The following is a 23,816-nucleotide window of genomic DNA, read 5'->3' on the forward strand; positions in this document are numbered from 1 at the left end:
ATGCTCCTGACTCCCAATGCCATGAGCCGGCGCATGCGTTTCGGCCTCTACGCCACCACCGGGCTGATCGGTCTGTTCCTGCTGTTGCCGATCGTCTTCATCGTCCTGCTGTCGTTCGGCTCGTCGCAGTGGCTGGTGTTTCCACCGCCGGGCTGGACGCTGAAATGGTACGGCCAGTTCTTCTCCAACCCGGACTGGATGAACGCCGCAGCGGCCAGCCTCAAGGTCGCCGTGCTGACCACAATCTGCGCCGTGGCCCTCGGTTTGCCGACCGCTTTTGCCTTGGTTCGCGGGCGTTTTCCCGGAAGGGAAATGCTCTACGGCCTGTTCACCCTGCCGATGATCGTGCCACTGGTGATCATCGCCGTGGCGGTGTACGCGCTGTTCCTCAAACTCGGTTACACCGGGACGATGTTCGCCTTCGTGGTCAGCCATGTGATTGTTGCGCTGCCATTCACCATCATCTCGATCATCAACTCGCTGAAGCTGTTCGATCAGTCGATTGAAGACGCGGCAGTGATCTGCGGAGCCTCGCGTCTGCAAGCAGTGTTCAAGGTGACTTTCCCGGCGATTCGTCCGGGCATGGTCGCCGGCGCCCTCTTCGCCTTTCTGGTTTCGTGGGACGAAGTGGTGCTCAGTGTGATGATGGCCAGCCCGACCCTGCAAACCCTTCCCGTGAAAATGTGGACCACCCTGCGCCAGGACCTGACGCCAGTGATCGCCGTCGCTTCGACGCTGCTGATCGGCTTGTCAGTGTTGGTCATGGTGATCGCCGCCGCACTGCGCCGGCGCAACGAAATCAGCGCCTGAGCGCCCAGGAGTACGACATGAGTGCCGTGATCAAAGACGCATCCCAGCAGAACGACAAACCCCTGGTCAGCCTGCGCAACCTGAACAAGCATTACGGCGACTTTGCCGCCGTCGACAACATCTCGCTGGACATCAGGGACGGCGAGTTCCTGACCTTCCTTGGCTCCAGCGGCTCGGGCAAAAGCACCACGCTGTCGATGCTTGCCGGGTTCGAAACGCCGAGCAGTGGCGAGATCCTCGTCAACGGTCAGTCGCTGGTCAACGTGCCGCCGCACAAGCGTGACATCGGCATGGTGTTCCAGCGCTACTCGCTGTTCCCGCATCTGTCGGTGCGCGACAACATCGCGTTTCCCTTGGCGATTCGCAAACTTGCCGCAGCCGAACGTGACAAGCGTGTCGACGCGATGTTGAAACTGGTGCAACTTGAGCAGTTCGCCCATCGCCGCCCTTCGCAATTGTCTGGCGGCCAGCAACAGCGTGTCGCCATCGCCCGGGCGCTGGTTTACGAACCGCGCATTCTGCTGATGGACGAACCGCTCGGTGCGCTGGATAAAAAGCTGCGTGAAGACTTGCAGGACGAATTGCGCCAACTGCATCGTCGTCTGGGCATCACCATTGTTTATGTGACCCACGACCAGGAAGAAGCCATGCGCTTGTCGCAACGCATTGCAATTTTCAGTCACGGCAAGATTGTCGGTCTGGGCAGCGGATATGACCTTTATCAGAATCCGCCGAATGCCTTTGTCGCCTCGTTCCTCGGCAACTCGAACTTCCTCAAACTCAAGGCCCAGGGCAATGCAGCGGCGAGTTTTGAAGGGCAGTCGTTGTCGATTCGGCTGACGGCGGGCTTGCACACGGATCAGGATGTATTGCTGATGGTGCGGCCGGAAAAAGCCTTGGCCTTGAGCGTGCCGCAGGCGATCAGCGAACCGCTGCCGTCGGGCTGGAACGAGGTGTCAGCGAAGGTGGTAGAAGTGTTGTTTCTCGGAGAAAGCCAGACTTGCAGCGTGGTGACTTCGGGCGGCACCTCGATGACGGTCAAGGCATTGTCCGCGGCCGGCATGCCGCTCAAGGCCGGCGATCCGGTGCAAGTACGCTGGGCCACTGCCGATGCGTGCGTCTACACCGAATGGACCGAAAGCGATCTCAACAAGGCTGCCGGTTCTCACTGAGCTTTACTGGCAACACACAACTCCTGTAGGAGTGAGCCTGCTCGCGATGACGGCGTGTCAGACGACAACGATGTTGACTGATAAACCGCTATCGCGAGCAGGCTCACTCCTACAGTTGAACTGCGTGTACCCCTCGGGTCATCACAGCGTCGGGCTGCGGTGGCCCTTTTTTTCAGACGATGGGCGCAAACCCTTCAATCTCATCCGGCCACGCCGTAAGAATTTCAAACCCGGTCTCAGTCACCGCGACCATATGCTCCCACTGCGCCGACAACGAGCCATCCTTGGTCAGCACCGTCCAGCCGTCCGGCATGTTCTTCACATGACGTTTGCCCGCGTTGAGCATCGGCTCAACGGTAAAAATCATCCCGGCCTTGAGCTTCATACCCTGATTGGGAAAACCGTAATGCAGGATCTGCGGCTCGTCGTGATACACCTTGCCGATCCCATGCCCGCAATACTCGCGCACCACGCTAAAGCCCTCCTTCTCCGCCAGCGTCTGGATCGCGTGGCCGATATCGCCCAAAGTCGCACCCGGCTTGACCACGCGAATACCCGCACACATCGCCTCGTAAGTGGTCTTGATCAGATGCTGCGCCTCAGGCGTTGCCTCGCCGACCACGTACATGCGACTGGTGTCGCCGAACCAGCCGTCCTTGATCACCGCGATGTCGAGGTTGACGATGTCACCATCCTTCAACGGCGTGCCCGAAGGGATGCCATGACAGACCACATCGTTGACCGACGCACAAACCGTTTTCGGAAAGCCGTGATAACCGACGTTGGCCGGCACGGCTTTCTGCACGTTAACGATGTAGTCGTTGCACAGCCGATCCAGCTCATCGGTGGTGACGCCAGCCTTGACGTGCGGCACCAGCATTGCCAGTACTTCTGCAGCGAGTTTGCCAGCGGCACGCGATTGGGCGATATCGGCCGGGGTGTTGATCTTGATCTGGTTTCTCATGCGCTGACGGCTTCCTGAGTCAGTTGTTGCAGATCCAGCCCACCGTTCTGTTCGGCGCGGATCAGCAAGCGGCAAATGGCGCTGTGGTCGAGGTTGGGGTGCAGCTCGGCGAGCATGCCGATGCGCATCCAGTGCTCAGCCTGCGCGTTGATCGAGCGGCTGAGGGCGTTACTGGAGATGCGCAGATTTTCGTGCATGTCCTCTGAAATCTTTACGATGCCCATATATGAATCCAATACGATGTGTATATGGATCGTATATTAGCCAAGCTCTATGAGGAATTGCAAACCAACACCTGTGGCGGGTAATGGGGTGACGAATTTCAGGCAAAAAAAAGCTGCCGGAAATGGCAGCAAAAACTTTAAGAACACGCGATGTATTGAGCAAAGTGTAGGCGCCGGAAAATGACAGTGTCATGACAGCGGCAAATTCATTCAATCGCCCCTGTGTCGTCATCAGGATGTAATCAAGCCGACGGCAGAATCCTCGCAAACCGTCTTGAGCCTTCGACGGATGCTTTGCAAGGACTCCCATGAAAGAAGACGCCTCGCTGTTCGCCGCCATCGACCTGGGCTCAAATGCATTTCGCATGATGATCGGCCAGTCGGTACGCAGTCGCAAAGGCCTGATGATTCAGGAAGTCAAAACCTTGCGCGAGCCGGTGCGTTTGTCCGAGGGCTTTGACGGTGGCGCACTGGATACGATGGCGCTGGATCGAGGCTGGCAGGCGTTGGCGCGATTCGGCAAGAAACTGCGCGGGTTCGACCCGGGTCGAGTGCGGGCAGTGGCGACCAGCGCAGTGCGCGAGGCCGATAACGCGCCGCTGTTTCTGGCCAGTGCCGAGCGGCATCTGGGTTTTCGCATCGACGTCATTTCCGGCCATGAAGAGGCTCGTCTGGTCTACGCCGGCGTGGCGCACACGTTACCGGGCGTCGAAGATATGCGCCTGGTGGTCGACATCGGCGGCGGTTCCACCGAACTGATTCTCGGCCAGGGCTCGCAACCGCTGCTGACCGAAAGCATCGCCATCGGCAGCGGCACGTTAAGTACGCGATTCTTTCGCGGTGGCGCCATTAGCCCCGGTGCGCTGCAAGAAGCCGAACGCGTGGCCATCCTGCAATTTGAAAAAGTCGCCCGCCGCTATCGCGCTCAGGGTTGGCAGCAGACCATTGGCTCTTCGGGCACTGCGCGCATGCTCGCCAAAGTGCTCAAGGCCAATCGACTTAACGATTTCGCTCAGGACGGTATTACCTACGCTGGCCTGTTGCGTCTTTCCTTGCTGTTGCTGAAGGTCAGCAACGTCCAACAGTTGAAGCTCGCCGGTCTGCAACCTCATCGCCAGAGCATCCTGCCCGGCGGACTGGTGTTGATGCTGGCGGCATTCAAGGTGTTTGGCATCTCGCAGATGGTGCCCTCCGAGTCGGGATTGAGGCTGGGCGTGCTGCATGGGCTGATGAGCAATCACTGACAATTGCAGAACATCTGCCGAAAGGGCCGGCACATTCAACATCGAGGCTGCCTGACACTCCGCCTTCGGGAGCAAGCCCCCTCCCACACTGGATTTGTGCTGTTACTCCCCGTTGCACTGCCTTCAAAGCACTTCGGTCCTGATTCGGCTGATAACGTCCTGAACCCGTTCCGTCATTGCGATGCGCTGCCACGGGCCATCGGCAATCACCTCTCCACATTCGAACACCAGCACCCGATCAAAGCGCGACAGCCCTTGCAGATCGTGGGTGACACAAATCAATGCGCGCGATGCGAGTCTTTCAAACAGTGCATTCCAGATGAGTGAGGCACCTTTTGCATCCACAGAGGCGGTGGGCTCGTCGAACAGGTTGAAGGTTCCAGGTTTCAACAATAATCGCAGCAGCGAGAGCTTTTTCGCCTCCCCCCGGACAAGCTGCTGGCGTCTTCATTCACCACTTTTTCCTTATCCCCGAGGAACAGGTTCTCCAGGCCCAGCGCTGTGGCTTCCTGGCGAAAGCGTGCATGTCTGGGCGTGTAGAAAAACACCGCATCTTCCAGCGAGCCAGCCAGAAACCGTGGCAACTGGGGGCAATAGCGCAAAACGTTGAAATGTGTGCTTTCCGGCAGGTTGTCCAGCGGCGTGCTGTCCAGTCGAACAACGCCACCGGGCACTTTTCTGATTCCACTCAACACTTCGAGAAAAGTGGTTTTTCCCGAACCGCTGGCCCCGATCAGGGCCACCCGCTGATGGGCGAAAAACGTCAGTGGCTGCTGGATGTGCAACACCCGCTTGCCATTGCTTTCCCACTGTATGCCAGGAAAAACCAGTGTCTGGGGAGCGAACCCGACTACCTCGGGATGATCGGTTTGCTTGAAGTCCGGCAACAACAGCAGCTCTTTGAGCCGCGCCTGATCCGCGGCGAACTGATCGGCGAAGCGATAGGTTTCACCGACATTGAACACGCCGTTGAAAAACATCCCGGACAACGAGAACAACGCCACGAACTCACCGACCGAGAGATTGGGTGTCAATGCTGCCTGATCGGTCATCCCGTAGAGAATCACCAGGCCGGTGGTCGCCGTCAGGAAAAAGGTTCTGGAGGCGTTGAGTATGGCCCCGGAAAACCCCACCCGGGTTGCAGCATCGGCGTAGCGCCGAAAGGTTGCGGCCAATGGCTGCAGTGCAGCGTGCTGCGCCACTTCCAGGCGAATCTGCTTGGTCGCCTGAATCGTATTGGCAAAAACGCCGCCCTGCTCGTCTTCGGCATCGTTGACTTCATCAATGTGCTTGCGTCGCCAGCGGATCAGCCGATGTGTCACCAACAGATAGGCCACTGACAGTGCAATAACCACCGCCAGGAACAGCACGTTGGCGATATAAACCAGCCAGACCGCTATCGCCACAAACTCGACCACCAACGGTAATACGGTTCCAAGGGCGTAACCCAGCATCTTTTCATTGGCCAGGATGCCGCGTTCTACCGACTTGAGCATTTTCCCCACGTTGACCGAGGAATAGAGGCCGAAGTCTTTTTTCATCAGCATGCCCATCCAGTGCATGGAGGCGTCATAGAGCGCCTGTTGGATGAAGCGCGTCAGCAGCAACCCCTGAACGGGCAGTAACAGCACGTTCAACAGCCCCAGCAAGACAAAACCCAGCAGGTAACCACTGGCACCGACGCCCTGAGCAGCACTGGAAAAACTGTCGACCACCCGACCGAGAATCAACGTGGGCATGACACCCGCGATTTTCGACAGCACCACAATCAACAAAACCAGGGCAAACGCTGAACGATGCGTCACCACCGCCTGTTTCATTTCCTTAAACATGGTTGGCTTCTTCCTTTGCGCCACGGCACTGCGCGGCGGCGAACAAGATACGCTGAGGGACGACGCGAAGACCGCTGCGCACCAGATTGAACCGTTCCAGCCCCGGGACGTAAACCTGAGTAACCACCACTCGATCGGAGAACACTTTGATCGGGCGAAAGTATGCCGCGAGTCCATGTTCACGCAGTCGGCGCACGACCCAGGCCAACTGTTGGGCAACACTCAAGCCCCCCGACGCATGCAACGAATCGAGCAGTGGAAACGGGCCAGCCAGCCAGTCCGCCAACTCAATCAAACGATGCAAGCCACGCCCGCTTAGCAGATGCGCCTTGACGCGTTCGTCCTCGCGCCGCGTGACATCGTCCTGAAGCTTCGACACCTGCAACAACTCGGTCACCGCCCGATAAACTGCCTGGGTCGGCGATATCGAGCAGCCGGAACCGATCAATGCCAGTCTGCCCTCATGGTTTGCCTTGCTCAGTGCCATCGCGAACGGCATGCCTTTGTGTTCGCCAAAAAAAACCCGCGCACTGCTGACGAAGCCGAGCAGCTCCGCATTGTCCTGAAAGTGCGCCGCCAGCCAGTGTGGATGGACCTCGGCCAGATCCGGTCGGCGACCAGCGACCAGTTGCTCGTAGATCGAGGACAACCCGTCGCGCTCAATCACTTCATTGAGCCCGTGGAGGACGGATTCGCGCCAGCCGTAACCCGTGGCTACGCCCGAATTGGTGAAATATTTGAGTAAATGCGCATCGGGACCGGCGTTGCGTTGTTCGCCGCCGGCGCCCTCTTGCCCCAGGTACGCCAGCGACACCAGCGATGCCGGTACCAGGATGCAATGGTTACGCTGATTGATACGATAAAAACGCAGGCATTGAACCGAATCGTCCTGGTGGCTGCTATCGCCAAGACTCTGCAGATAGCCATCGTTGCGCGTCGCCTCCTGTGCCAGCAGTTGCCTGACCGGCACACGGCGCAAAGGTTCGACCTTGTGGGCAAAGCTGTAATGTTCCAGAGCCTCGGCCAAGGCGCCGACCGTTCGCGCGCGGCCTTTCCCGGCACCGGCAGCGGCCACTCTTCCTCGTTCGTCTTTCAACTCCACGGCGGCAACATTGGCACCGGATTCGTAGTAATTGACGGACAATCCGGCTTCCTCGCTAATCACCCGCAAAAACGTTGCCACCCGCTCTTCACCCGCAGATTCGCGCTCGCTGAACATGGACATACCCCCGAATGGCCGGATGCACTTCATCCGGCCATCGCCTGTTTAGAGAGAAGGCCGGGTTACCGTACGCCGATCAAACTGTTGTTCCGGATCGAGCGCCTCCCTGTCTGCGAGGCGTGGCAACGCTTCGTCATTTTCTGCCAGAGGCGTAAAGAACGAGGCTTCGATTTCCAGGCAGATTCGTGCGGAGATTCCAGCCGCCGATCCTTCGCAGGTAATTTCTGTACGTTTGCTTCCCATCGTTGTACTTCCTCTAATCAATGAGTTTCGGGTTTAAGCGCGGATGTCCCGCGCTCTTCTCGTTGTGCGATTAGAGATCGGTTTTTATAGGATTTTTTAGTTCTATAGTTAGATCGAAATGGCAGTAATTCCGAGCGACAAAAGGTTGCGACAGATGATGTCTGAGCCTATGTTGCACGCGAGCTTATTCCCCGCGAATGGAACGCGATCAACACCACAAAAAAAGGTGAAGAAATGTCAAAGGATTCACGCCCTGCCGTACTTGGGCTGATCGGCAATACGCCGCTGGTACAAGTGACCCGCTTCGATACCGGCCTGTGCACACTGTTTCTCAAACTCGAATCGCAAAACCCCGGAGGTTCAATCAAGGATCGTATCGGTCTGGCAATGATCGATGCGGCTGAACGTGATGGTCGCCTCAAACCCGGCGGCACCATCGTCGAGGCCACTGCCGGCAATACCGGCCTGGGTCTGGCACTGGTCGGGCGCGCCAAAGGCTACCGCGTGGTGCTGGTGGTGCCGGACAAGATGTCCACGGAAAAAGTCCTGCACTTGAAAGCCATGGGCGCCGAGGTGCATATCACCCGCTCCGATGTCGGCAAGGGCCATCCCGAGTATTACCAGGACGTCGCCGCACGTTTGGCGAAAGACATTCCCGGCGCATTTTTCGCTGACCAGTTCAACAACCCGGCCAACCCGCTGGCCCATGAATGCAGTACCGCACCGGAGATCTGGGCGCAGACCGAGCATGACCTGGACGCCATCGTCGTCGGCGTCGGTTCGGCCGGGACCCTGACCGGGCTGACCCGTTTCTTCAAGCGCGTGCAACCGGATCTGGAAATGGTCCTGGCCGACCCGGTCGGCTCGGTCATGGCGCAATACAGCCGTGACGGCTCGATGCTGACGCCTGGTTCGTGGGCGGTCGAAGGCATCGGCGAAGACTTCATTCCGTCGATCACCGATCTCTCCAGTGTGCGTCACGCCTATTCGATCAGCGATGAAGAAAGCTTCGATCACGCCCGCCAACTGCTCAAGGCCGAAGGTATTCTCGGCGGCTCGTCGACCGGCACTTTGCTCGCCGCTGCGCTGCGTTATTGCCGCGAACAGACCGAGCCGAAACGCGTCGTCAGTTTTGTCTGCGACACCGGCACTCGCTATTTGTCGAAGGTCTACAACGACCAGTGGATGACCGATCAGGGCCTGTTGCAACGCAAGGGTTATGGCGACTTGCGCGACCTGATTGCCCGTCGCTTCGAGGATGGCCGGGTGATCAGCGTCGGCCCCGACGACACCTTGTTGACCGCGTTCCAGCGCATGCGTCTGGCAGACGTTTCGCAACTGCCGGTGCTGGTTGAAGGCAAGGAGCTGGTTGGCGTTATCGATGAATCCGACATCCTGCTGGCCGTTCACGAAGACGCTGCACGCTTCAGCCAATCAGTTTCCAGCGTGATGACCGATAAACTGCAAACGCTGGCACCAGGCGCTACCCTTGCGGAACTGGAATCGGTGCTCAGCCGTGGCCTCGTGGCCATCGTCGCCGACGCGTCGGGCTTCCATGGCCTGATCACCCGCACCGACATGCTCAACCAATTACGGAGATCCCTCGCATGAGTCAGCACGACAAGAATTCCCAAGGCTTCGCGACCCGGGTGATCCACGCCGGGCAAGAGCCTGACCCGACCACCGGCGCGCTGATGCCGCCGATCTATGCCAACTCGACTTACCTGCAAGACAGCCCCGGTGTGCACAAAGGGTTCGACTACGGCCGCTCGCACAACCCGACGCGTTTTGCCCTTGAGCGTTGCGTGGCGGATCTGGAAGGTGGCACCCAGGCGTTTGCTTTCGCTTCCGGGCTGGCGACGATTTCCACCGTCCTCGAACTGATCGATGCCGGTTCGCACATCATCTCCGGCAACGACCTGTACGGCGGCACCTTCCGCCTGTTCGACAAGGTGCGCCAACGCAGCGCCGGGCATCGTTTCAGCTACGTCGACCTGACTGACCTGTCGGCGTTCGAAGCGGCGCTGCAGGACGACACGCGCCTGGTCATCGTCGAGTCGCCGACCAATCCGCTGCTGAGCCTGTCGGATCTGGCGGCCATCGCGCGGATCTGCCGCGCACGCGGGATCATCAGCGTGGCCGACAACACGTTTGCCAGCCCGTACATCCAGCGCCCGCTGGAGCTGGGTTTCGACATCGTGCTGCACTCGACCACCAAATACCTCAACGGTCACTCCGACGTCATTGGCGGTATTGCCGTGGTCGGGCAGAACGCCGAACTGGCCGAACGCCTGGGCTTTTTGCAGAACGCGGTCGGCGCTATTTCCGGGCCGTTCGATGCATTTCTGACCTTGCGCGGGGTGAAAACCCTGGCGCTGCGCATGGAGCGGCATTGCAGCAACGCACTGGATCTGGCGCAGTGGCTGGAGCAGCAGCCGCAGGTCAACCGCGTCTACTACCCGGGCCTCGCGTCGCATCCGCAGCATGAATTGGCCAAGCGGCAGATGCGCGGTTTCGGCGGGATGATTTCGGTGGATCTGAACACTGATCTGGCCGGCGCACGGCGTTTCCTGGAGAACGTGAAGATCTTCGCTCTGGCTGAAAGCCTCGGCGGTGTCGAGAGTCTGATCGAGCATCCGGCGATCATGACGCACGCGACCATTCCACCTGAAACCCGCGCCATACTGGGTATCGGCGATGGTTTGGTGCGGCTGTCGGTGGGCGTCGAAGACGTCGAAGACCTGCGCGCCGATCTGGCGCACGCGCTGACAAAAATCTGATCAGGCAAGAACGACAAAGCCCGCACGATGCGGGCTTTGGTTGTTTGAGCAGGCGGCCAGTGCTGGTCTCTGGCTTACAAGGTTTATCAGGCTTCTCACAGTACCGGGCGAAATTGAAAAAGTAGTGCCTCGGCTGCTTCACACGGCGTAAGGGCTGGATCTCAGCGCGGAGATCTTTCTAACCGTGTACCCTTCGGAACGCGCCCCACGTCCCCTTGCTATCCGTTTGCGCATCAGTCTGCGTCTTCGCCTACATTCTTCAGCCTAGCAAAAGGCCGGAAGTCCGGGCTGGCGTTTTTAGACCGATTTCCTTCTTGCCCCTGCCTGCAAGGAAGTGAAACGACTAATCGCTGATTGTCCCCTCGTCCCCGGCAGGATGGGCAGTCGATGCCGATCCATACTGCTTCAGTCGCGTTTCCCAGTGTCATCAAAATCGTCGACACCCGTGCACTGAAGGGTGCACCCGTGCCAATTGCCAAACAGCTTGATCGCAGGCGCCGTCGCAGCGGACGGTGCTGATCGGATTAAGGCCAACCGCCTCGCTTACTCCCGCGTAGGCGTCGGCTCTGATCGAGTCGCCTCGGCATTGATGACCGGCAGTTATTCCGACCAGTTCAACAGCACTCTGTAATACCTTTTTCGGCCCAACGGACGGCTTCGACTTGCCGTCTGTTCGGCGCCGCAGTAGCACATTTGTGCTAATCGACCGCTGAGCAACCCGACGCTATATTCCCCTGCAACCCTCGATGTTCCCCAACGTTGCCCTTGCGCAGCGTGCGGGATCGTTGTGCCTGGAAATCAGAACAACACCAAGGAAGAAACACCATGAAACTGCATACCCAGCTCTGCAAAGTCGCCGTTGTCGGCGCCCTCCTGATCGGCGTCGGCGGTTGCCAGACCGTCAAGCCCAGCGAAGCCAGCATGAAAGAGCGCGCGCAGACCGTCATCGGCAAACCAGTGTCGAAAATCGACAACGTCCGCAGCGACAGCACCCTCACCTACTACACCGCCTACACCCCGGCCGGTGAGTACAACTGCGAATTACCAAGCGGCGCCATCATCGCGGTCGCGAGCATGGGCATCATGACGCCGCCGCTGTCATGCCTGCCCAAAGGCGCCTCGCCGATTCCATTCCAATAATCCCACTTCCTCGGTAAAGGACTGCGTTCCATCATGAAAACCCTGATCGCAACACTCACCCTCGCCACCCTGTTCCTCACCGGCTGCGCCACCCCGAAACAATGGGAAGCCACCGGCGGCAGCAAAAACGATGGCGTCGTCCAGATCTCCTATGAACTGGGTCAATTCGAAAGCGGCCAGACCAGCGCCGAACAAGGCCTGACCGTCGCCGCACAACGCTGCAAGACCTGGGGCTACAAAAACGCCGAGGTCACCGGCTCGGAGAAAAACATCTGCCGCACCATGGGCCAGTACAACTGCCTGCAAACTACCATCACTCAGGACTATCTCTGCAAACGCTGATACTTGGCCCATGTAGGCGCAGCGTGCCGCAGCGCCTACAGCGTTTCCGCGACGGGCGCTGCTTGCCGGTCGCGCAGGGTTCGCAAGGTCGTGCGCAGCTCGGCCGGGCGTACCGGTTTGGACAGGATGGCAATTTGGCGGTCGTGCAAGGCCGCCTGTATTTTTTCGATGTCATGCCCGGTGATGATCATCGCCGGCACCGCCCAGCCGCGCTGGCGCCGCACATCGTCAATGCATTCGATCCCCGTGGCATGGGTACCGAGATCATAGTCGGCGACGATGATGTCGCAATCGGTGACCAAGTCGCGACCCGTCAGTTCGGCCTGCACCACACAGCCCCAACGCTCCAGCAACGCCGACGTGGCCATCAGCACGTTGCGATCATCTTCCACCAGACACACCTTCAACCCGGTCAGCAGACCGACCTGTCGCGCATCATCGCGACTGACTGATTGCAGCGGTGGTGCCGCCATGGGCAACCCGGACAAAGTGACCGCCGTCCCGCGCGCCAACCGCGAGCGCAGCGCGACCTCCAACCCGATCAATTGCCCCAGGCGCTTGACGATCGACAGGCCCAGCCCCACACCCTCGACGTCTTTATCGCGCACCTGGCGAACCCGGTAAAACTCCTCGAACACCTTCGGCAGATGCTCCTCGGCGATGCCATTGCCCTGATCGTAAATGACGATTGCCAGCCCGGCTGCGCGCCTGCGCACACCGATCAGCACCGGTCGCTGCGCGCCGTACTTGAAGCAGTTGGAAAGTACGTTCTGAACCATGGTCGCCAGCAGCGCCGGATCGGTGCGCACCCAGTATTCACAAGGTCGCAAGCGCAGTTCCACCCCCGCCCAACGCGCCGCTTCGGCGTTCTGGCGAATCAGATCCGCGAGCCATTCGCCCAGATGCACGGTTTGCAATTTCGGCAGGATCCGCCCGTTATCGAGGGTGTACAGATCGAGAATCGAACGGAACAACTGCGACACGTTGAGCAGTGAACGGTCGATGTTGTCGACCAAGCGTCGCTCTTCCTCACCCAATCGTGACTCACGCAAGCACGCGGTAAACAGGCCGATGGAGTGGATCGGCTGGCGCAGGTCATGGCTGGCCTGGGCGAGAAACCGCGACTTCTCCAGATTGGCCGCGACCGCTTCTTCGGACGCTTTGCGCGTGCGTTCAAGCAACAAGTGCGCATAAAACGGAATCACCGTACTGGTGATCATCAGCATCAACACCATGAACGGTTGCGCCTGCCACACGGGCGTCAGCCGATACACCGCGAGCAACGCCAGCAATGCCAACACCGTAGCAATTGCCAGATAACGCGAGCCGTAACGCATGCCGTTGCCGAGGTTGACCCAGATAATCACCGCATACAGCGGCAATGCCGCTTCGCCACCGACCACCAGCCCGAAGCAGGTGCCGGTGTAATCGTGGACCATGGCGAAAATCCGCCGTGCCGGATAATGCCCCGGCCAACGCACAATCGTCTGGCGCAGCACAATCGAGGCCAGCAAAAACACGCAGATATAGGTGACAACCGGCAGATAGGTATCGAAGCGCTGGGCCGGTAAGACGCCCAGTACGCCAATGTAAACCAACGCGATGCTGGCGATGATAATGCGCAGATTGGCCTGATCGAGCTCGGTGTTCTTCTCGAACTTCATGGTGAACGTCCTTGTGCCGCAATCGTCATAATCAGCACAAACCGACAGGCAATGCCCGCACCGGGTGCTAAGGTGCATGCCATCAGCAACACCCGGCCCAGGGAGGGTCACGCCATGACATGCCGAATTATCATAGCCGACGATCACCCGATGTTTCGCGAAGCGATGCTGCGCACGGTGCAGCGCCTGCTCCCCGACGCAAATATTGAACAGGCTGGCGACCTCGACGCCGTACTGGCGCTGCTGCCCTGTGGCGACGAGCCGGATAGCCTGATTCTGGACCTGCGCTTTCCCGGCCTGACCTGCGTCAGTCAGCTCGCCGAACTGCGTCGCCGCTTGCCGCGCACCACGCTGATCGTGGTGTCGATGGTTGATGACGAGGCGTTGATCAGCGACGTCATGGCAGCAGGCATCGATGGTTTCATCGGCAAAAACATCGCACCGGACGAAATCGGTCAGGCGATCCTGGCAATTCGCGAAGGTGAAGTGCTGGTGAAGTTTGCACCGTCGGGCTTATTGCCGCTGGAGACCGGTGCGGCGCTCACGCCCCGTCAGCAAGAGGTGTTGCGGCTGATCGCGCAAGGCAAGACCAACAAGGAAATCGCCCGTGAACTGGATATTTCGCCGTTTACGGTCAGGATTCATGTCTCTTCATTGCTGCGCATACTGAACGTACCCTCACGTGCTGCCGCAGCCGTGAAGAGTCGCTCTCTGTAGGAGCTGCCGCAGGCTGCGGTAGCTCCTGCAAATCAGCGTTATGGATCAACTTGCGCCATCAACTCAGGCACCGACTCCGGACGTTTTGCGTAGCGCTGCGCGAGCACCGCACACACCATCAATTGAATCTGATGGAACAGCATCAACGGCAGAATCAACACACCAATGGTGCTGCCGGCGAACAACACCTGCGCCATCGGCACGCCGGTCGCCAGGCTCTTTTTCGAGCCGCAGAACAGGATGGTGATGCGGTCTTCCTGGTTGAAACCAAACGCCTTGCCCAGCAGGGTCGACGCGAGCAACACCAGCGCCAGCAAGATACAGCAGACCACCACCAGCCCCAGCAGCTCGATGAGCGGAATCTGGTGCCAGATGCCTTCGTTGACCGCCTCACTGAACGCGCCGTAGACCACCAGCAGAATCGAGCCCTGATCGACAAATTTCAGCCAGTTCTTGTTGCGCCCTACCCACGCACCGATCCAGCGCCGGGCGATCTGCCCGGCGATAAATGGCAGCAGCAGTTGCACGCTGATTTTCAGGATCGCATCGAGGGTCGAGCCGCCGTCGCCATGCACGTTGAGCAGCAAGGTCACCAGCAACGGCGTGAGGAAAATTCCGAACAGGCTGGACGCCGCAGCGCTGCAAATCGCCGCTGGAATATTGCCTCGCGCCAGCGAGGTGAAGGCAATCGCCGACTGCACGGTGGCGGGCAATGCGCACAGGTAGAGCATGCCCATGTACAGCTTGTCGCCGATCAACGGCGACAGCAGTGGTTTCAGCGCCAGCCCCAGTAGCGGGAACAAGACAAAGGTCAGGCCGAACACCAGCAGATGCAGGCGCCAGTGGCCGGCACCGGCGATGATCGACTCTCGGGAGAGCTTGGCGCCGTGGAGGAAAAACAGCAGCGCGATGGCGATGTTGGTCAACCAGCCGAAGCCGACCGCGACCTGACCGCTGGCTGGCAGAAAACTGGCCAGCAGCACAACGCCGATCAGCGTCAGGGTGAAGTTATCGGGAAGGAATCTAGGGCGCGTCATGATGTGTTCATCCGGGGTTGCCAGGGCGTGCCAGCGACTTTAACGTGACAGGGAATTACCGACTAACGCCGAAGAGCCTGCAGATGCCGCCTAAAGGACAGGACAAAAGCTTTCGACGCAGCATTCCCGGGCTGCCCAGCCTGCCGCGCCCGCTGTACGGGCGCACCGAATCGCTGCCCAATCGCGCACTGACCCGGCGTCACAGCCATCCGTGGGTGCAATTGTCCTATGCGATTCAAGGCGTACTTGAGGTGCAGACCAGCGCCGGGCGTTTCGTTGCGCCGCCGGAACGCGCAGTGTGGATTCCTGCCGGCGTACCGCATCGGGTATTCAGTTCGCCGCACACCGAGATGCGCAGCCTGTATATCGATTGCAACGTCGCCTCGCGGCAGATCGAGCGCTGTCATGTGCTCGGCGTCAGCGATCTGCTCAGGGAGCTTATCCGCGCCTTCAGCCAGATGCCGGTGGAATACGATGAGCGCGGCGCTCACGGGCGCCTCGCTCAAGTGATCCTCGATCAACTGGCCGACGCACCACACATCGACCTGATGCTGCCGCTGCCCCAGGACGCCCGTTTGCGCCAGATCTACCAGAGCCTGGAGCAACACCCGGAACAACAGACCACGCTGAGCCACTGGAGCGACAAATTCGGCGTCACCGAAAAGACCCTCACGCGTCTGTTTCTGCGCGATACCGGCCTGACCTTCCGTGCCTGGCGCCAGCGTTTGCGCCTGCTCGGTGCGCTGACGCCACTGGAGAAAGGCGAACGCGTCACCGACGTCGCGCTGGCCTGCGGTTACGACTCGACGTCGGCGTTTATCGCGGCGTTTCGCCAACAGTTTGGGGAAACGCCGGGGGAGTTTTTCCATTGATCAGCGATCGGCCAGCGCTTCCAACAAATCGGCTGATGGCACGAAATACAGGCTGCCAGTCACCGCCGTGCTGAAATCCAGCAGCTTGTCGTAGTTGCCCGGTGGTTTGCCGACGAACATGTTTTCCAGCATCTGTTCCATCGGCGCTGGCGAACGCGCATAACCGATAAAGAACGTACCGAACTCCCCGGCTCCCGGCCGGCCGAACGGCATGTTGTCACGGAGGATCTTCACCTCCTCGCCGTCCGCTGTGGTGATCGTCGTCAGCGCACTGTGGGAGTTGCTCGGTTTGACCGAGTCATCCAGTTCGATATCGGACAATTTCTTGCGCCCGATCACGCGCTCTTGCGCCTCGACACTCAGTTCATTCCACGCACTCATGTTGTGTAGATACTTCTGCACCAGCACGTAACTGCCGCCACTGAAGTCCGGATCCTCATCGCCGACGATGGTGAAGTTCACGGCTTTGCGCCCGACCGGGTTTTCCGTACCGTCGACAAAACCGATGATGCTGCGCATGTCGAAATAGCGGAAACCCTGGACCTCATCGACCACGGTCACGGCATCGCCCAGCGCTGCCATGATCTGCGTGGCCAACTCGAAACACAGATCCATTTGATCAGCGCGGATGTGCAGCAGCAAATCGCCGGGGGTCGCCGGGGCGTGGCGCCCGGCCGCGCCAAATTCGCGGAAACCGTGCAGTGACGCCGGTCGCGGGCTGCCGAACAGACGATCCCAGGCATTCGAGGAAAACCCGCAGACGCAGGACAGATTGCCTGCCGGTACGCGTTTGCCCACCGAGCGCACCAGCCCCGCGAGATCAGCGCACCAGCCTTTTACGGTGTCGTTCGCTGCGGTGCCGGCATTGAGCGTCGCGACGATAAAAATCGCGCTACTGGTAATCGGGCTGCACACCGCTTGAGGTTCCAGAGTGTCATCGGTCATCGCTGAAAGTACCGCTGCGCAAGGGGTGCGCCAAGGGCTCGCCCCGGTGAAAGAGGATGGGTCGGATTGCCGCTGGCGGCCGACACTTCGTTTTTAACGAACTCTGCCCCAGAAATAAACGATTTTTCTTTGCCGCGAACCCGTCGCTAGCATGGCTTCGTCTGACCCTCATCGAACAAGACCGGGAGCGCGAACATGCCCGCCACCCACATCAGTATCGGCGAACCATGGATGTGGGGCGCCTTCATCGTTTTCGTTCTGGCCATGCTGGCATTGGACCTGTTTGTGTTCGGCGGACGCAAGGCGCATCGGGTGTCCGTGCGCGAAGCCTTGTCCTGGGTCATTGCCTGGTGCTTGTTGGCACTGGCGTTTGCGGCCCTGCTCTGGTGGTACCTGAACGGTACGTTTGGCGGTGAAATCGCGCAGCAGAAAACCCTGGAATTTCTCACCGGTTATCTGATCGAGCAGTCACTGTCTATCGACAACATGTTTATCTTCGTGATGATCTTCAGCTACTTCGCCGTGCCACCGGAGTTACAGCGTCGAGTGCTGCTGTACGGGGTGCTCGGGGCGATCGTGATGCGCGCGGTGATGATTTTCGCCGGCGTCTGGCTGGTCTCCCGGTTCGAATGGCTGCTGTATGCCTTCGGCGTGTTCCTGATCATCACCGGGATCAAGATGCTGGTGTTTGCCGATCAGCAACCGGATCTGGACAACAACCCGTTACTGCGCTGGGTGCGCGGGCATTTACGCATTACCAGCGGTTTTCATGGCGAACGGTTTTTCGTCCGGCAAAACGGCGTGCGCTGGGCCACGCCGATGTTTCTGGTGCTGGTGCTGATCGAGGCGAGCGACCTGATGTTTGCGGTGGACAGCATCCCGGCGATCTTCGCGGTAACCACCGACCCGTTCATCGTATTCACCTCGAATATTTTCGCGATCATGGGCCTGCGGGCACTGTACTTCCTGCTGGCGGACATGGCTGAGCGCTTTCATTTGCTCAAGTACGGATTGGCGATTGTGCTGGTGTTCATTGGCGGCAAGATGACGCTGATGCCGTGGTTTCACCTGCCGGTGGAATGGTCGCTGGCGGTGGTGGGAAGCGTGATTCTCGGCTCGGTGCTGTTAAGCCTGATGGTGAGCAAAAACGCACAACGCAACACGCAATGACACGTTTGAGACTGCTCGCGAAGACGTCGGGGCAGGCACATCCATACTGAATGTGCTGCCCTCTGACTGACGATCAGTCCAGTCGCGGCACGGTGAAGCGGAACTCGCTGCCCTGCCCCGGCTCGCTTTCGGCGACGATTTGTCCACCGTGAGCCTCGACAATACCTTGGGTGATGTACAAGCCGAGGCCGGTGCCGGTCGGGTTGCCTTCCTTCACCGTCCAGTAACGGTCGAACACGTGCGGCAGGTGCTCCTTGGGAATGCCCTCGCCGCTGTCACGCACGGTGAAGACGATTTCATCGCCAACGGACGTGGCATACACGCCGACCGTGCCCAGGCGCGGGGTGAACTTGATGGCATTGCCAACCAGATTCGACAGCACCTGAAACAGCCGTTCCGGGTCGGCATGGATGCGCAGATCCGGGTCAGCCGCGAAGGAAATGCTGATGTCCTTGTCCACCGCCAGCGGCGCGAGCAGCGCCTGCGCTTCTTCGAACATCTGGCTGACGTCGAGCTTCTGCGGCGTGATGCTGTAGCGCCCGGCGTCGATTTTCGAGGTATCGAGGAGGTCTTCCAGCAGCGTGTTCATGCGCCCGGCGGCCTGTTGCATGGTGTCGATGGCCGTGGAGATGCGCCGCGAGGTGTGCGGGCCGTCGGAGCTGAAGGCCTTCTGCATCATGCCGCAGAGCATCGAAATGACCGTCATCGGATTGCGCAGGTCGTGGGAAACCACCGCCACCAGTTCGTCACGGGCGCGCACCGCCTCCTGCTCGCGGCGCACCTGACGCGCCAGGTCGTTTTCCAGCGCTGAGCGGCGCAAGTCATTGGCCGCAAACACATCGCCATGGCTCCACTTGGTGGAGATCCCGGCCATCTCGACTTTCCAGATTTCGAACGACGTACGCGGACGCAGGCGCAGGCCGGCATCGGAGTTTTCCAGATCCAGCGGCTTGCGCGGATCACCGCTCCAGTTGATGTTTTCCTTCACTTCCGGACGGAACCACAGCACGCCGTTGTCCACCGGTTTGGGCAGGCTCATGGCAAGCACGCCGCTGGCGACTTGCTGATATTGCGCGGCAGGTGGGAACACACTGGCCAGATGATGACTGGCAAAAACCGCCTCGCCGCTTTCCTGCAACCATTTGTGCAGTGCGCGGATCTCATCCGGCTCGGGGCAGTTGCCGTAACGGTGCAACTGCTTGTCTTCGATGATCGCGATACCGCCGGCATTGGCCAGCGCCATCAACACTTGCGGCTGATTGGCCAGACCATCGAAAACATTCTGCGGCGAATCGATCATCGCCTGATTGAGCAGCGCCAGTGCCTCGACTTTTTCCTCGCGCTGACGACTGACTTCCAGCGCCTCCATCGCGCTGATCTGCAGCGACAGTACCTGGCCGATGGTCTGGCACGCGGTGCGCAGTTCATGCGGCACATGCAGCGGCTGACGATTGCCGCAACTGATCAGGCCCCAGAGTTTGTCGCCCTTGAGCAGGGAAATGCTCATCGACGACAACACCCCCATGTTCTTCATGTACTGGCAGTGGATCGGCGAAACGCTGCGCAGGGTCGCAAAGCTCAGATCCAGCGGCGTTTGCGTGTCCGGACGCAGCTTCGGCAGCAGCGGCACCGGTTGATAGTCGGCGTTGGGGATGATCCGCAGCCAATTGGTGCGGTACAACTCGCGGGCCTGCTCGGGAATGTCCGAGGCCGGGAAGAACAAGCCATTGAACACTTCCATCGACGGATCGGACGCTTCGGCGATGACCTGGCCGTGGCCCTCCTCCTCGAAACGATAGATCAGCACCCGGTCATACCCGGTCATGGCCTGGATTTCCTTGACGCTGATGTCGTACAGCGCTTGCAGCGACGTGGCTGCTTGCAAACGCTGGAGCATCCGCCCCAGGTTCGTCTGGTTGCCGGCGACATTGCGCGGCTGGAAGTTCTCGACGTGGATCTCCAGCTCCAGAATCAGTACACCCTGATGCCGGTGCAGCAAGCCTTCGAACGCGCAGCCGTTGAGATGGAAATGCAGCGGCGGCGCATCGAAAAACGCCGGTTGCTGCAAGGCCTCACGCACCTGGCCGGTGTGCTCGTCGCCGAGCAGGCTTTGCAGCGGTTGGCCGATCAGCGCCTCTGGCGTACGGCCCAGCAGGGTTTCGACGTTGGCGCTGACCTGAATGATCGCGAGCGCAGGCTCGCTCAGGGTCAATAACAAGCCGTGCGGCTGAATCGCGCCGGGAAACCGGATCGGCTCGTCGGCACAGTTGGCCAGCAACTCTTCAAAAGCTTCTTTGTCTTGCGGGGTCATGCCAGTACCTCCCGGCTCTCGAGCCAGCGCTCGAAACAGCTGAATGTGGTTTGTGCAGCTTGCACGACGGCTTCGCGCTCGGCGGCGGCCATTGGGCGATTGCCCAGGTATTCGATGAAATCACGCCAGCGGCGGCCGGTGGCGGCACCGTAGATGTCGAGAAATGCCGCACCGTTGTCGGCTTCCAGGCCCAGGCGTGCGGAGATTTCCCGGCGCAGAATTTGCCCGCCCAGCGTTGCACCTTCGAGCACGTACAGCACACCCAGGCAGGCAGCGCTCGAGTCAATCAGCGGCAGTTGATCGCAGAACGGCTGGTTTTCGAGGATTTGAGGGGTAACGCCCAGTGTTTGCAGATCGCTGCGCAAAGTCTGGGTCTTGAGGCGTGGCGTCAGGTCGAAATCGTCGGGGACTGAACCACTGCGCTGCAAGGCGTTTTCCAGCGGCTGATAGAAGCCGTAATAAGCCTGCATCAGGCGCACGAATGCGGCTGTATTGAGGGTATCGGAGAAAAAAGGAAGGCGTTTTTCCAGTGCGATGTGCAGTTCGGCAGTGCCGGCTCGCAAATCCTGAAGCACCGGTGGCACATAAACTTCACGGGCCTTTGCTTGCATGTATATCGCTCTTGGTGGGGCCGCCTGGGGCCATTCGGGGTCGGTGAATGTCGGGTGAAATGTTACACCGCAAACAACATTTCTGACCGTATGGATGGTTTTTTCTGACGAAACCATTGCCCTCGGACTTTTCAGAGTTCAGCGCTGCACAGAAAGTTCGATCTGAACGCCCAATCATCGACGGCTGCTGTACCGCGACAGCGCTGCATGACTGTACGGGTCAGGCGCCGTAGGCCCGTGATAAAAATACGTCTCCCGTCACCGGAGCCCGCCACATGGATCTCGCCACGCTTTCGCTGTTTCTTCCGGCCTGTTTCGCCTTGAACATGGCCCCCGGGCCGAACAACCTGCTATCGGTCAGCAACGCCACCCGTTATGGCTTTCGTCGCGCCTGCTCGGCGGGGATCGGGCGGATTCTGGCGTTCGCCGGGATGATCGCCCTCGCCGGTGCCGGGTTGTCGGTGGTGCTGCAAACCTCGGAATGGCTGTTCCATGCGATCAAGATCATTGGCGCGGCGTATCTGTTGTACCTGGCGTGGCAATTGTGGCGAGCCAATACCGAAGCCGAGCAACAGGTGACGGGCGTGGCGGTCGGCTTTTTCGCGTTGGCCCGACAGGAGTTCCTCGTCGCCGCGGGTAATCCGAAAGCGATCCTGCTGTTTACCGCGTTTTTGCCGCAGTTCGTTGACCCTGCCCGGCCGGTGCCGACGCAATTCGCCGTGCTCGGCGTACTGTTTCTGCTGCTGGAATGGATCGCCATCAGCGCCTACGCGTGGATGGGCCTGCACATGCGCCGCTGGTTTGCCGAACCGCGCGGTAAACGCCTGTTCAATCGTTGCTGCGCGGGGTTGTTGTCGGCGGCGGCTTCGGTGTTGTTGATGGCGAAGCGGGCCTAAGCCGCAGACGGGCCTTTGAGCTCCACCTGATTGCCGTCCGGATCGAAGCAGTACAACGACAGGCCGTAGCCCTCGGCACCGAAGCGGGTGGCGGCTGTTTCGACGTTGAGGCCGTGCGACTGCAAGTGCGCGGTCAACGCCCCCTCATCGAACGGTTCGATGCGCAGACAGAAGTGATCGACATTGCGCCGCTCGACGCCGGCCGCCCCGCCGCCCTTGCGGCCGAGTTCGCCCGCCAGGTCGACGAGATCGATCATCGACGTCCCGGCGCGCAAGTGCACCAGACCCAGTGGCTCGTTGTGCCTGACCACTTCGGCGCCAAATACCTTGGCGTAAAAGTCGATGCTGCGTTGCAGGTCCGCAACGCGCAGCACGATGTGATCAATATGTTGAATCGAAAACGGATGCATAAACCCACCTCCTCACACATTCGGCAGCTCCAACACGGTAGTCCAAGGGACTGCGAAATTCATTGTCGATTTTTCGGTGGAGCCATCGAGAATCTGGTTTTACTCTCAGCTCATGAACATACAAGCCGCTGTCCTGCCGCCCCACGCCGAGATGGTTCGCGCCATGCTCGAACGCGACACTGCCTATGAAGGCGTGTTCTTTACGGCCGTGAAAACCACCGGGATCTTCTGCCGCCCGAGCTGCACCGCGCGCAAGCCGAAACCGGAGAATGTCGAATTCTTCGCCCATGCCGACGAGTGCATGTCTGCCGGTTATCGCGCCTGTCTGCGCTGCAAACCGCTGGACGCTGCGGCGATTGCGCCGGATTGGGTGCAACGGTTACTCGCGGCAGTCGAAGCGGATCCGGAAATCCGCTGGAGTGACGCGCAGTTGCTGACCAAAGGCATCGAGCCACTGAAACTGCGGCGCTGGTTCAAGCAGCATTTCGGCATGACCTTCCACGCGTGGCTGCGCACCCGCAGGCTCGGCATGGCGCTGGGCGGGATCAAGCAAGGCGCCTCGATCGATCATGCGGCTTTCGACTCCGGCTACGAATCCCTCAGCGGTTTTCGCGATGCGTTCCAGAAGTCATTCCACATCACCCCCGGCCGCGCCGCCAACAGTGAACCGCTGTTGTTCACCCGGTTGACCACGCCGCTGGGGCCGATGATCGCCATGGCTGAACGGCGTGGACTGGTGTTGCTGGAGTTTCTTGATCGGCCGGCGTTGACCCGGGAAATCGAGGAGTTGCAGAACCGTTACGGTTACGTGGTCGCGCCGGGGCACAACGCACACCTGCAGCAGATCGAGCGCGAACTGGCAGAATATTTCGCCGGCCGCTTGACGCGGTTCACGGTGGCTTTGCACCTGCCCGGCAGCGAGTTCGCCCGGCAGGTCTGGTCGGCACTGTTGCACATCCCCTATGGACAGACCCGCAGCTACGGCGCCATTGCTGCCGGTCTGGGCAAACCCGGCGCCAGTCGTGCGGTGGGCCTGGCCAACGGGCACAACCGTCTGGCGATTGTGGTGCCTTGTCATCGGGTGATCGGCGCGGATGGTTCGCTCACCGGCTATGGTGGAGGACAGCCGCGCAAGGCGTTTCTGTTGAGACTGGAAAACGCTGCGGTGCAGCTCACCCAACAACTGGCTTTCTGACGATTTGATTCAAAC

Annotated in this window: 24 protein-coding genes; 12 read left to right on the forward strand and 12 right to left on the reverse strand. The window is 59.8% G+C overall.

Annotated features, from left to right (window positions below):
- Together KI231_RS17435 and KI231_RS17440 are read left to right on the forward strand one after the other, a co-directional pair.
- Complete coding sequence (locus KI231_RS17435; protein WP_007918021.1) at positions 1–810, forward strand: ABC transporter permease; 810 nt, start codon at positions 1–3, stop codon at positions 808–810.
- Between the two features lie 17 nt (positions 811–827).
- A complete protein-coding gene (locus KI231_RS17440; protein WP_212809235.1) occupies positions 828–1,982 on the forward strand; it encodes an ABC transporter ATP-binding protein in 1,155 nt (384 codons plus the stop codon).
- A gap of 172 nt (positions 1,983–2,154) precedes the next feature.
- Here the strand turns inward: KI231_RS17440 and map are convergent, their stop codons facing one another.
- The gene (gene map / locus KI231_RS17445) at positions 2,155–2,946 is read right to left on the reverse strand and encodes a type I methionyl aminopeptidase (RefSeq protein WP_212809236.1); all 792 of its coding nucleotides are present in this window, start codon (positions 2,944–2,946) and stop codon (positions 2,155–2,157) included.
- Entirely contained in the window at positions 2,943–3,170 is a 228-nt protein-coding gene (locus KI231_RS17450; RefSeq protein WP_007918027.1) for a ParD-like family protein, read from the reverse strand. Before KI231_RS17450 ends, map begins: the two co-directional genes overlap by 4 nt.
- 308 nt (positions 3,171–3,478) lie before the next feature.
- Between KI231_RS17450 and KI231_RS17455 the strand changes: the two genes are divergently transcribed.
- On the forward strand, positions 3,479–4,414 hold the full coding sequence (locus KI231_RS17455) for a Ppx/GppA family phosphatase (protein ID WP_212809237.1): 936 nt from the start codon (positions 3,479–3,481) through the stop codon (positions 4,412–4,414).
- A gap of 123 nt (positions 4,415–4,537) precedes the next feature.
- Here KI231_RS17455 and KI231_RS17460 read toward each other — a convergent pair whose 3' ends face one another.
- From KI231_RS17460 to KI231_RS17475, 4 genes are read right to left on the reverse strand one after another with little or no spacing between them, the layout of a single operon-like run.
- Complete coding sequence (locus KI231_RS17460; RefSeq protein ID WP_212809238.1) at positions 4,538–4,804, reverse strand: hypothetical protein; 267 nt, start codon at positions 4,802–4,804, stop codon at positions 4,538–4,540.
- Positions 4,801–6,246, reverse strand: coding sequence for an ABC transporter transmembrane domain-containing protein (locus tag KI231_RS17465; protein ID WP_212809239.1), 1,446 nt, complete (start codon positions 6,244–6,246; stop codon positions 4,801–4,803). The genes KI231_RS17460 and KI231_RS17465 overlap by 4 nt, the downstream gene beginning before the upstream one ends.
- Complete coding sequence (locus tag KI231_RS17470; RefSeq protein WP_212809240.1) at positions 6,239–7,465, reverse strand: YcaO-like family protein; 1,227 nt, start codon at positions 7,463–7,465, stop codon at positions 6,239–6,241. The genes KI231_RS17465 and KI231_RS17470 overlap by 8 nt, the downstream gene beginning before the upstream one ends.
- Positions 7,466–7,513: 48 nt before the next feature.
- A complete protein-coding gene (locus tag KI231_RS17475; protein WP_212809241.1) occupies positions 7,514–7,711 on the reverse strand; it encodes a hypothetical protein in 198 nt (65 codons plus the stop codon).
- A 234-nt stretch (positions 7,712–7,945) separates the two neighbouring features.
- Here KI231_RS17475 and KI231_RS17480 point away from each other — a divergent pair, with 234 nt between their 5' ends.
- The 4 genes from KI231_RS17480 (at position 7,946) to yecR (ending at position 11,973) form a co-directional block, all read left to right on the forward strand.
- Positions 7,946–9,322: a pyridoxal-phosphate dependent enzyme gene (locus KI231_RS17480; protein WP_103305740.1), complete on the forward strand. Its 1,377-nt coding sequence runs from the start codon at positions 7,946–7,948 to the stop codon at positions 9,320–9,322.
- Positions 9,319–10,491 (forward strand): cystathionine gamma-synthase, encoded by a 1,173-nt coding sequence (locus KI231_RS17485; protein WP_103305739.1) that lies wholly within the window; start codon positions 9,319–9,321, stop codon positions 10,489–10,491. The genes KI231_RS17480 and KI231_RS17485 overlap by 4 nt, the downstream gene beginning before the upstream one ends.
- 825 nt (positions 10,492–11,316) lie before the next feature.
- Positions 11,317–11,631 (forward strand): hypothetical protein, encoded by a 315-nt coding sequence (locus tag KI231_RS17490; RefSeq protein ID WP_103305738.1) that lies wholly within the window; start codon positions 11,317–11,319, stop codon positions 11,629–11,631.
- A gap of 33 nt (positions 11,632–11,664) precedes the next feature.
- The gene (yecR, locus tag KI231_RS17495) at positions 11,665–11,973 is read left to right on the forward strand and encodes a YecR family lipoprotein (protein ID WP_212809242.1); all 309 of its coding nucleotides are present in this window, start codon (positions 11,665–11,667) and stop codon (positions 11,971–11,973) included.
- A gap of 35 nt (positions 11,974–12,008) precedes the next feature.
- On the opposite strand, the gene KI231_RS17500 is transcribed toward yecR, so the two are convergent.
- Complete coding sequence (locus tag KI231_RS17500) at positions 12,009–13,637, reverse strand: ATP-binding response regulator (protein ID WP_212809243.1); 1,629 nt, start codon at positions 13,635–13,637, stop codon at positions 12,009–12,011.
- Positions 13,638–13,751: 114 nt separating this feature from the next.
- Between KI231_RS17500 and KI231_RS17505 the strand changes: the two genes are divergently transcribed.
- The gene (locus KI231_RS17505) at positions 13,752–14,354 is read left to right on the forward strand and encodes a LuxR C-terminal-related transcriptional regulator (RefSeq protein WP_103305735.1); all 603 of its coding nucleotides are present in this window, start codon (positions 13,752–13,754) and stop codon (positions 14,352–14,354) included.
- A 38-nt stretch (positions 14,355–14,392) separates the two neighbouring features.
- Here the strand turns inward: KI231_RS17505 and KI231_RS17510 are convergent, their stop codons facing one another.
- Positions 14,393–15,391, reverse strand: a complete 999-nt coding sequence (locus KI231_RS17510; protein ID WP_212809244.1) for a bile acid:sodium symporter family protein — start codon at positions 15,389–15,391, stop codon at positions 14,393–14,395.
- An 83-nt stretch (positions 15,392–15,474) separates the two neighbouring features.
- On the opposite strand from KI231_RS17510, the gene KI231_RS17515 reads away from it, so the two are divergent.
- Positions 15,475–16,263 carry an AraC family transcriptional regulator gene (locus KI231_RS17515; RefSeq protein ID WP_212809245.1) on the forward strand — a complete coding sequence of 263 codons (789 nt, stop codon included), beginning with the start codon at positions 15,475–15,477 and terminating at the stop codon, positions 16,261–16,263.
- Here KI231_RS17515 and KI231_RS17520 read toward each other — a convergent pair whose 3' ends face one another.
- A complete protein-coding gene (locus KI231_RS17520) occupies positions 16,264–17,208 on the reverse strand; it encodes a Dyp-type peroxidase (protein ID WP_103305732.1) in 945 nt (314 codons plus the stop codon).
- 195 nt (positions 17,209–17,403) lie between these two features.
- On the opposite strand from KI231_RS17520, the gene KI231_RS17525 reads away from it, so the two are divergent.
- Positions 17,404–18,378, forward strand: coding sequence for a TerC family protein (locus KI231_RS17525; protein ID WP_212809246.1), 975 nt, complete (start codon positions 17,404–17,406; stop codon positions 18,376–18,378).
- Between the two features lie 73 nt (positions 18,379–18,451).
- Here the strand turns inward: KI231_RS17525 and KI231_RS17530 are convergent, their stop codons facing one another.
- Both KI231_RS17530 and KI231_RS17535 read right to left on the reverse strand, forming a co-directional pair.
- Entirely contained in the window at positions 18,452–20,689 is a 2,238-nt protein-coding gene (locus KI231_RS17530) for an ATP-binding protein (protein ID WP_212809247.1), read from the reverse strand.
- Positions 20,686–21,300: a biliverdin-producing heme oxygenase gene (locus KI231_RS17535; protein ID WP_212809248.1), complete on the reverse strand. Its 615-nt coding sequence runs from the start codon at positions 21,298–21,300 to the stop codon at positions 20,686–20,688. The genes KI231_RS17530 and KI231_RS17535 overlap by 4 nt, the downstream gene beginning before the upstream one ends.
- Positions 21,301–21,575: 275 nt before the next feature.
- On the opposite strand from KI231_RS17535, the gene KI231_RS17540 reads away from it, so the two are divergent.
- Positions 21,576–22,196, forward strand: coding sequence for a LysE family translocator (locus KI231_RS17540; RefSeq protein WP_212809249.1), 621 nt, complete (start codon positions 21,576–21,578; stop codon positions 22,194–22,196).
- On the opposite strand, the gene KI231_RS17545 is transcribed toward KI231_RS17540, so the two are convergent.
- Entirely contained in the window at positions 22,193–22,606 is a 414-nt protein-coding gene (locus KI231_RS17545) for a VOC family protein (protein ID WP_212809250.1), read from the reverse strand. The two genes, KI231_RS17540 and KI231_RS17545, sit on opposite strands and share 4 nt — an antisense overlap.
- A gap of 112 nt (positions 22,607–22,718) precedes the next feature.
- Here KI231_RS17545 and KI231_RS17550 point away from each other — a divergent pair, with 112 nt between their 5' ends.
- Positions 22,719–23,801 (forward strand): bifunctional transcriptional activator/DNA repair enzyme AdaA, encoded by a 1,083-nt coding sequence (locus tag KI231_RS17550; RefSeq protein ID WP_212809251.1) that lies wholly within the window; start codon positions 22,719–22,721, stop codon positions 23,799–23,801.
- The last annotated feature ends 15 nt before the right edge of the window (positions 23,802–23,816 follow it).

This window comes from Pseudomonas sp. Seg1, from assembly GCF_018326005.1.
Classification (GTDB): Bacteria; Pseudomonadota; Gammaproteobacteria; order Pseudomonadales; family Pseudomonadaceae; genus Aquipseudomonas.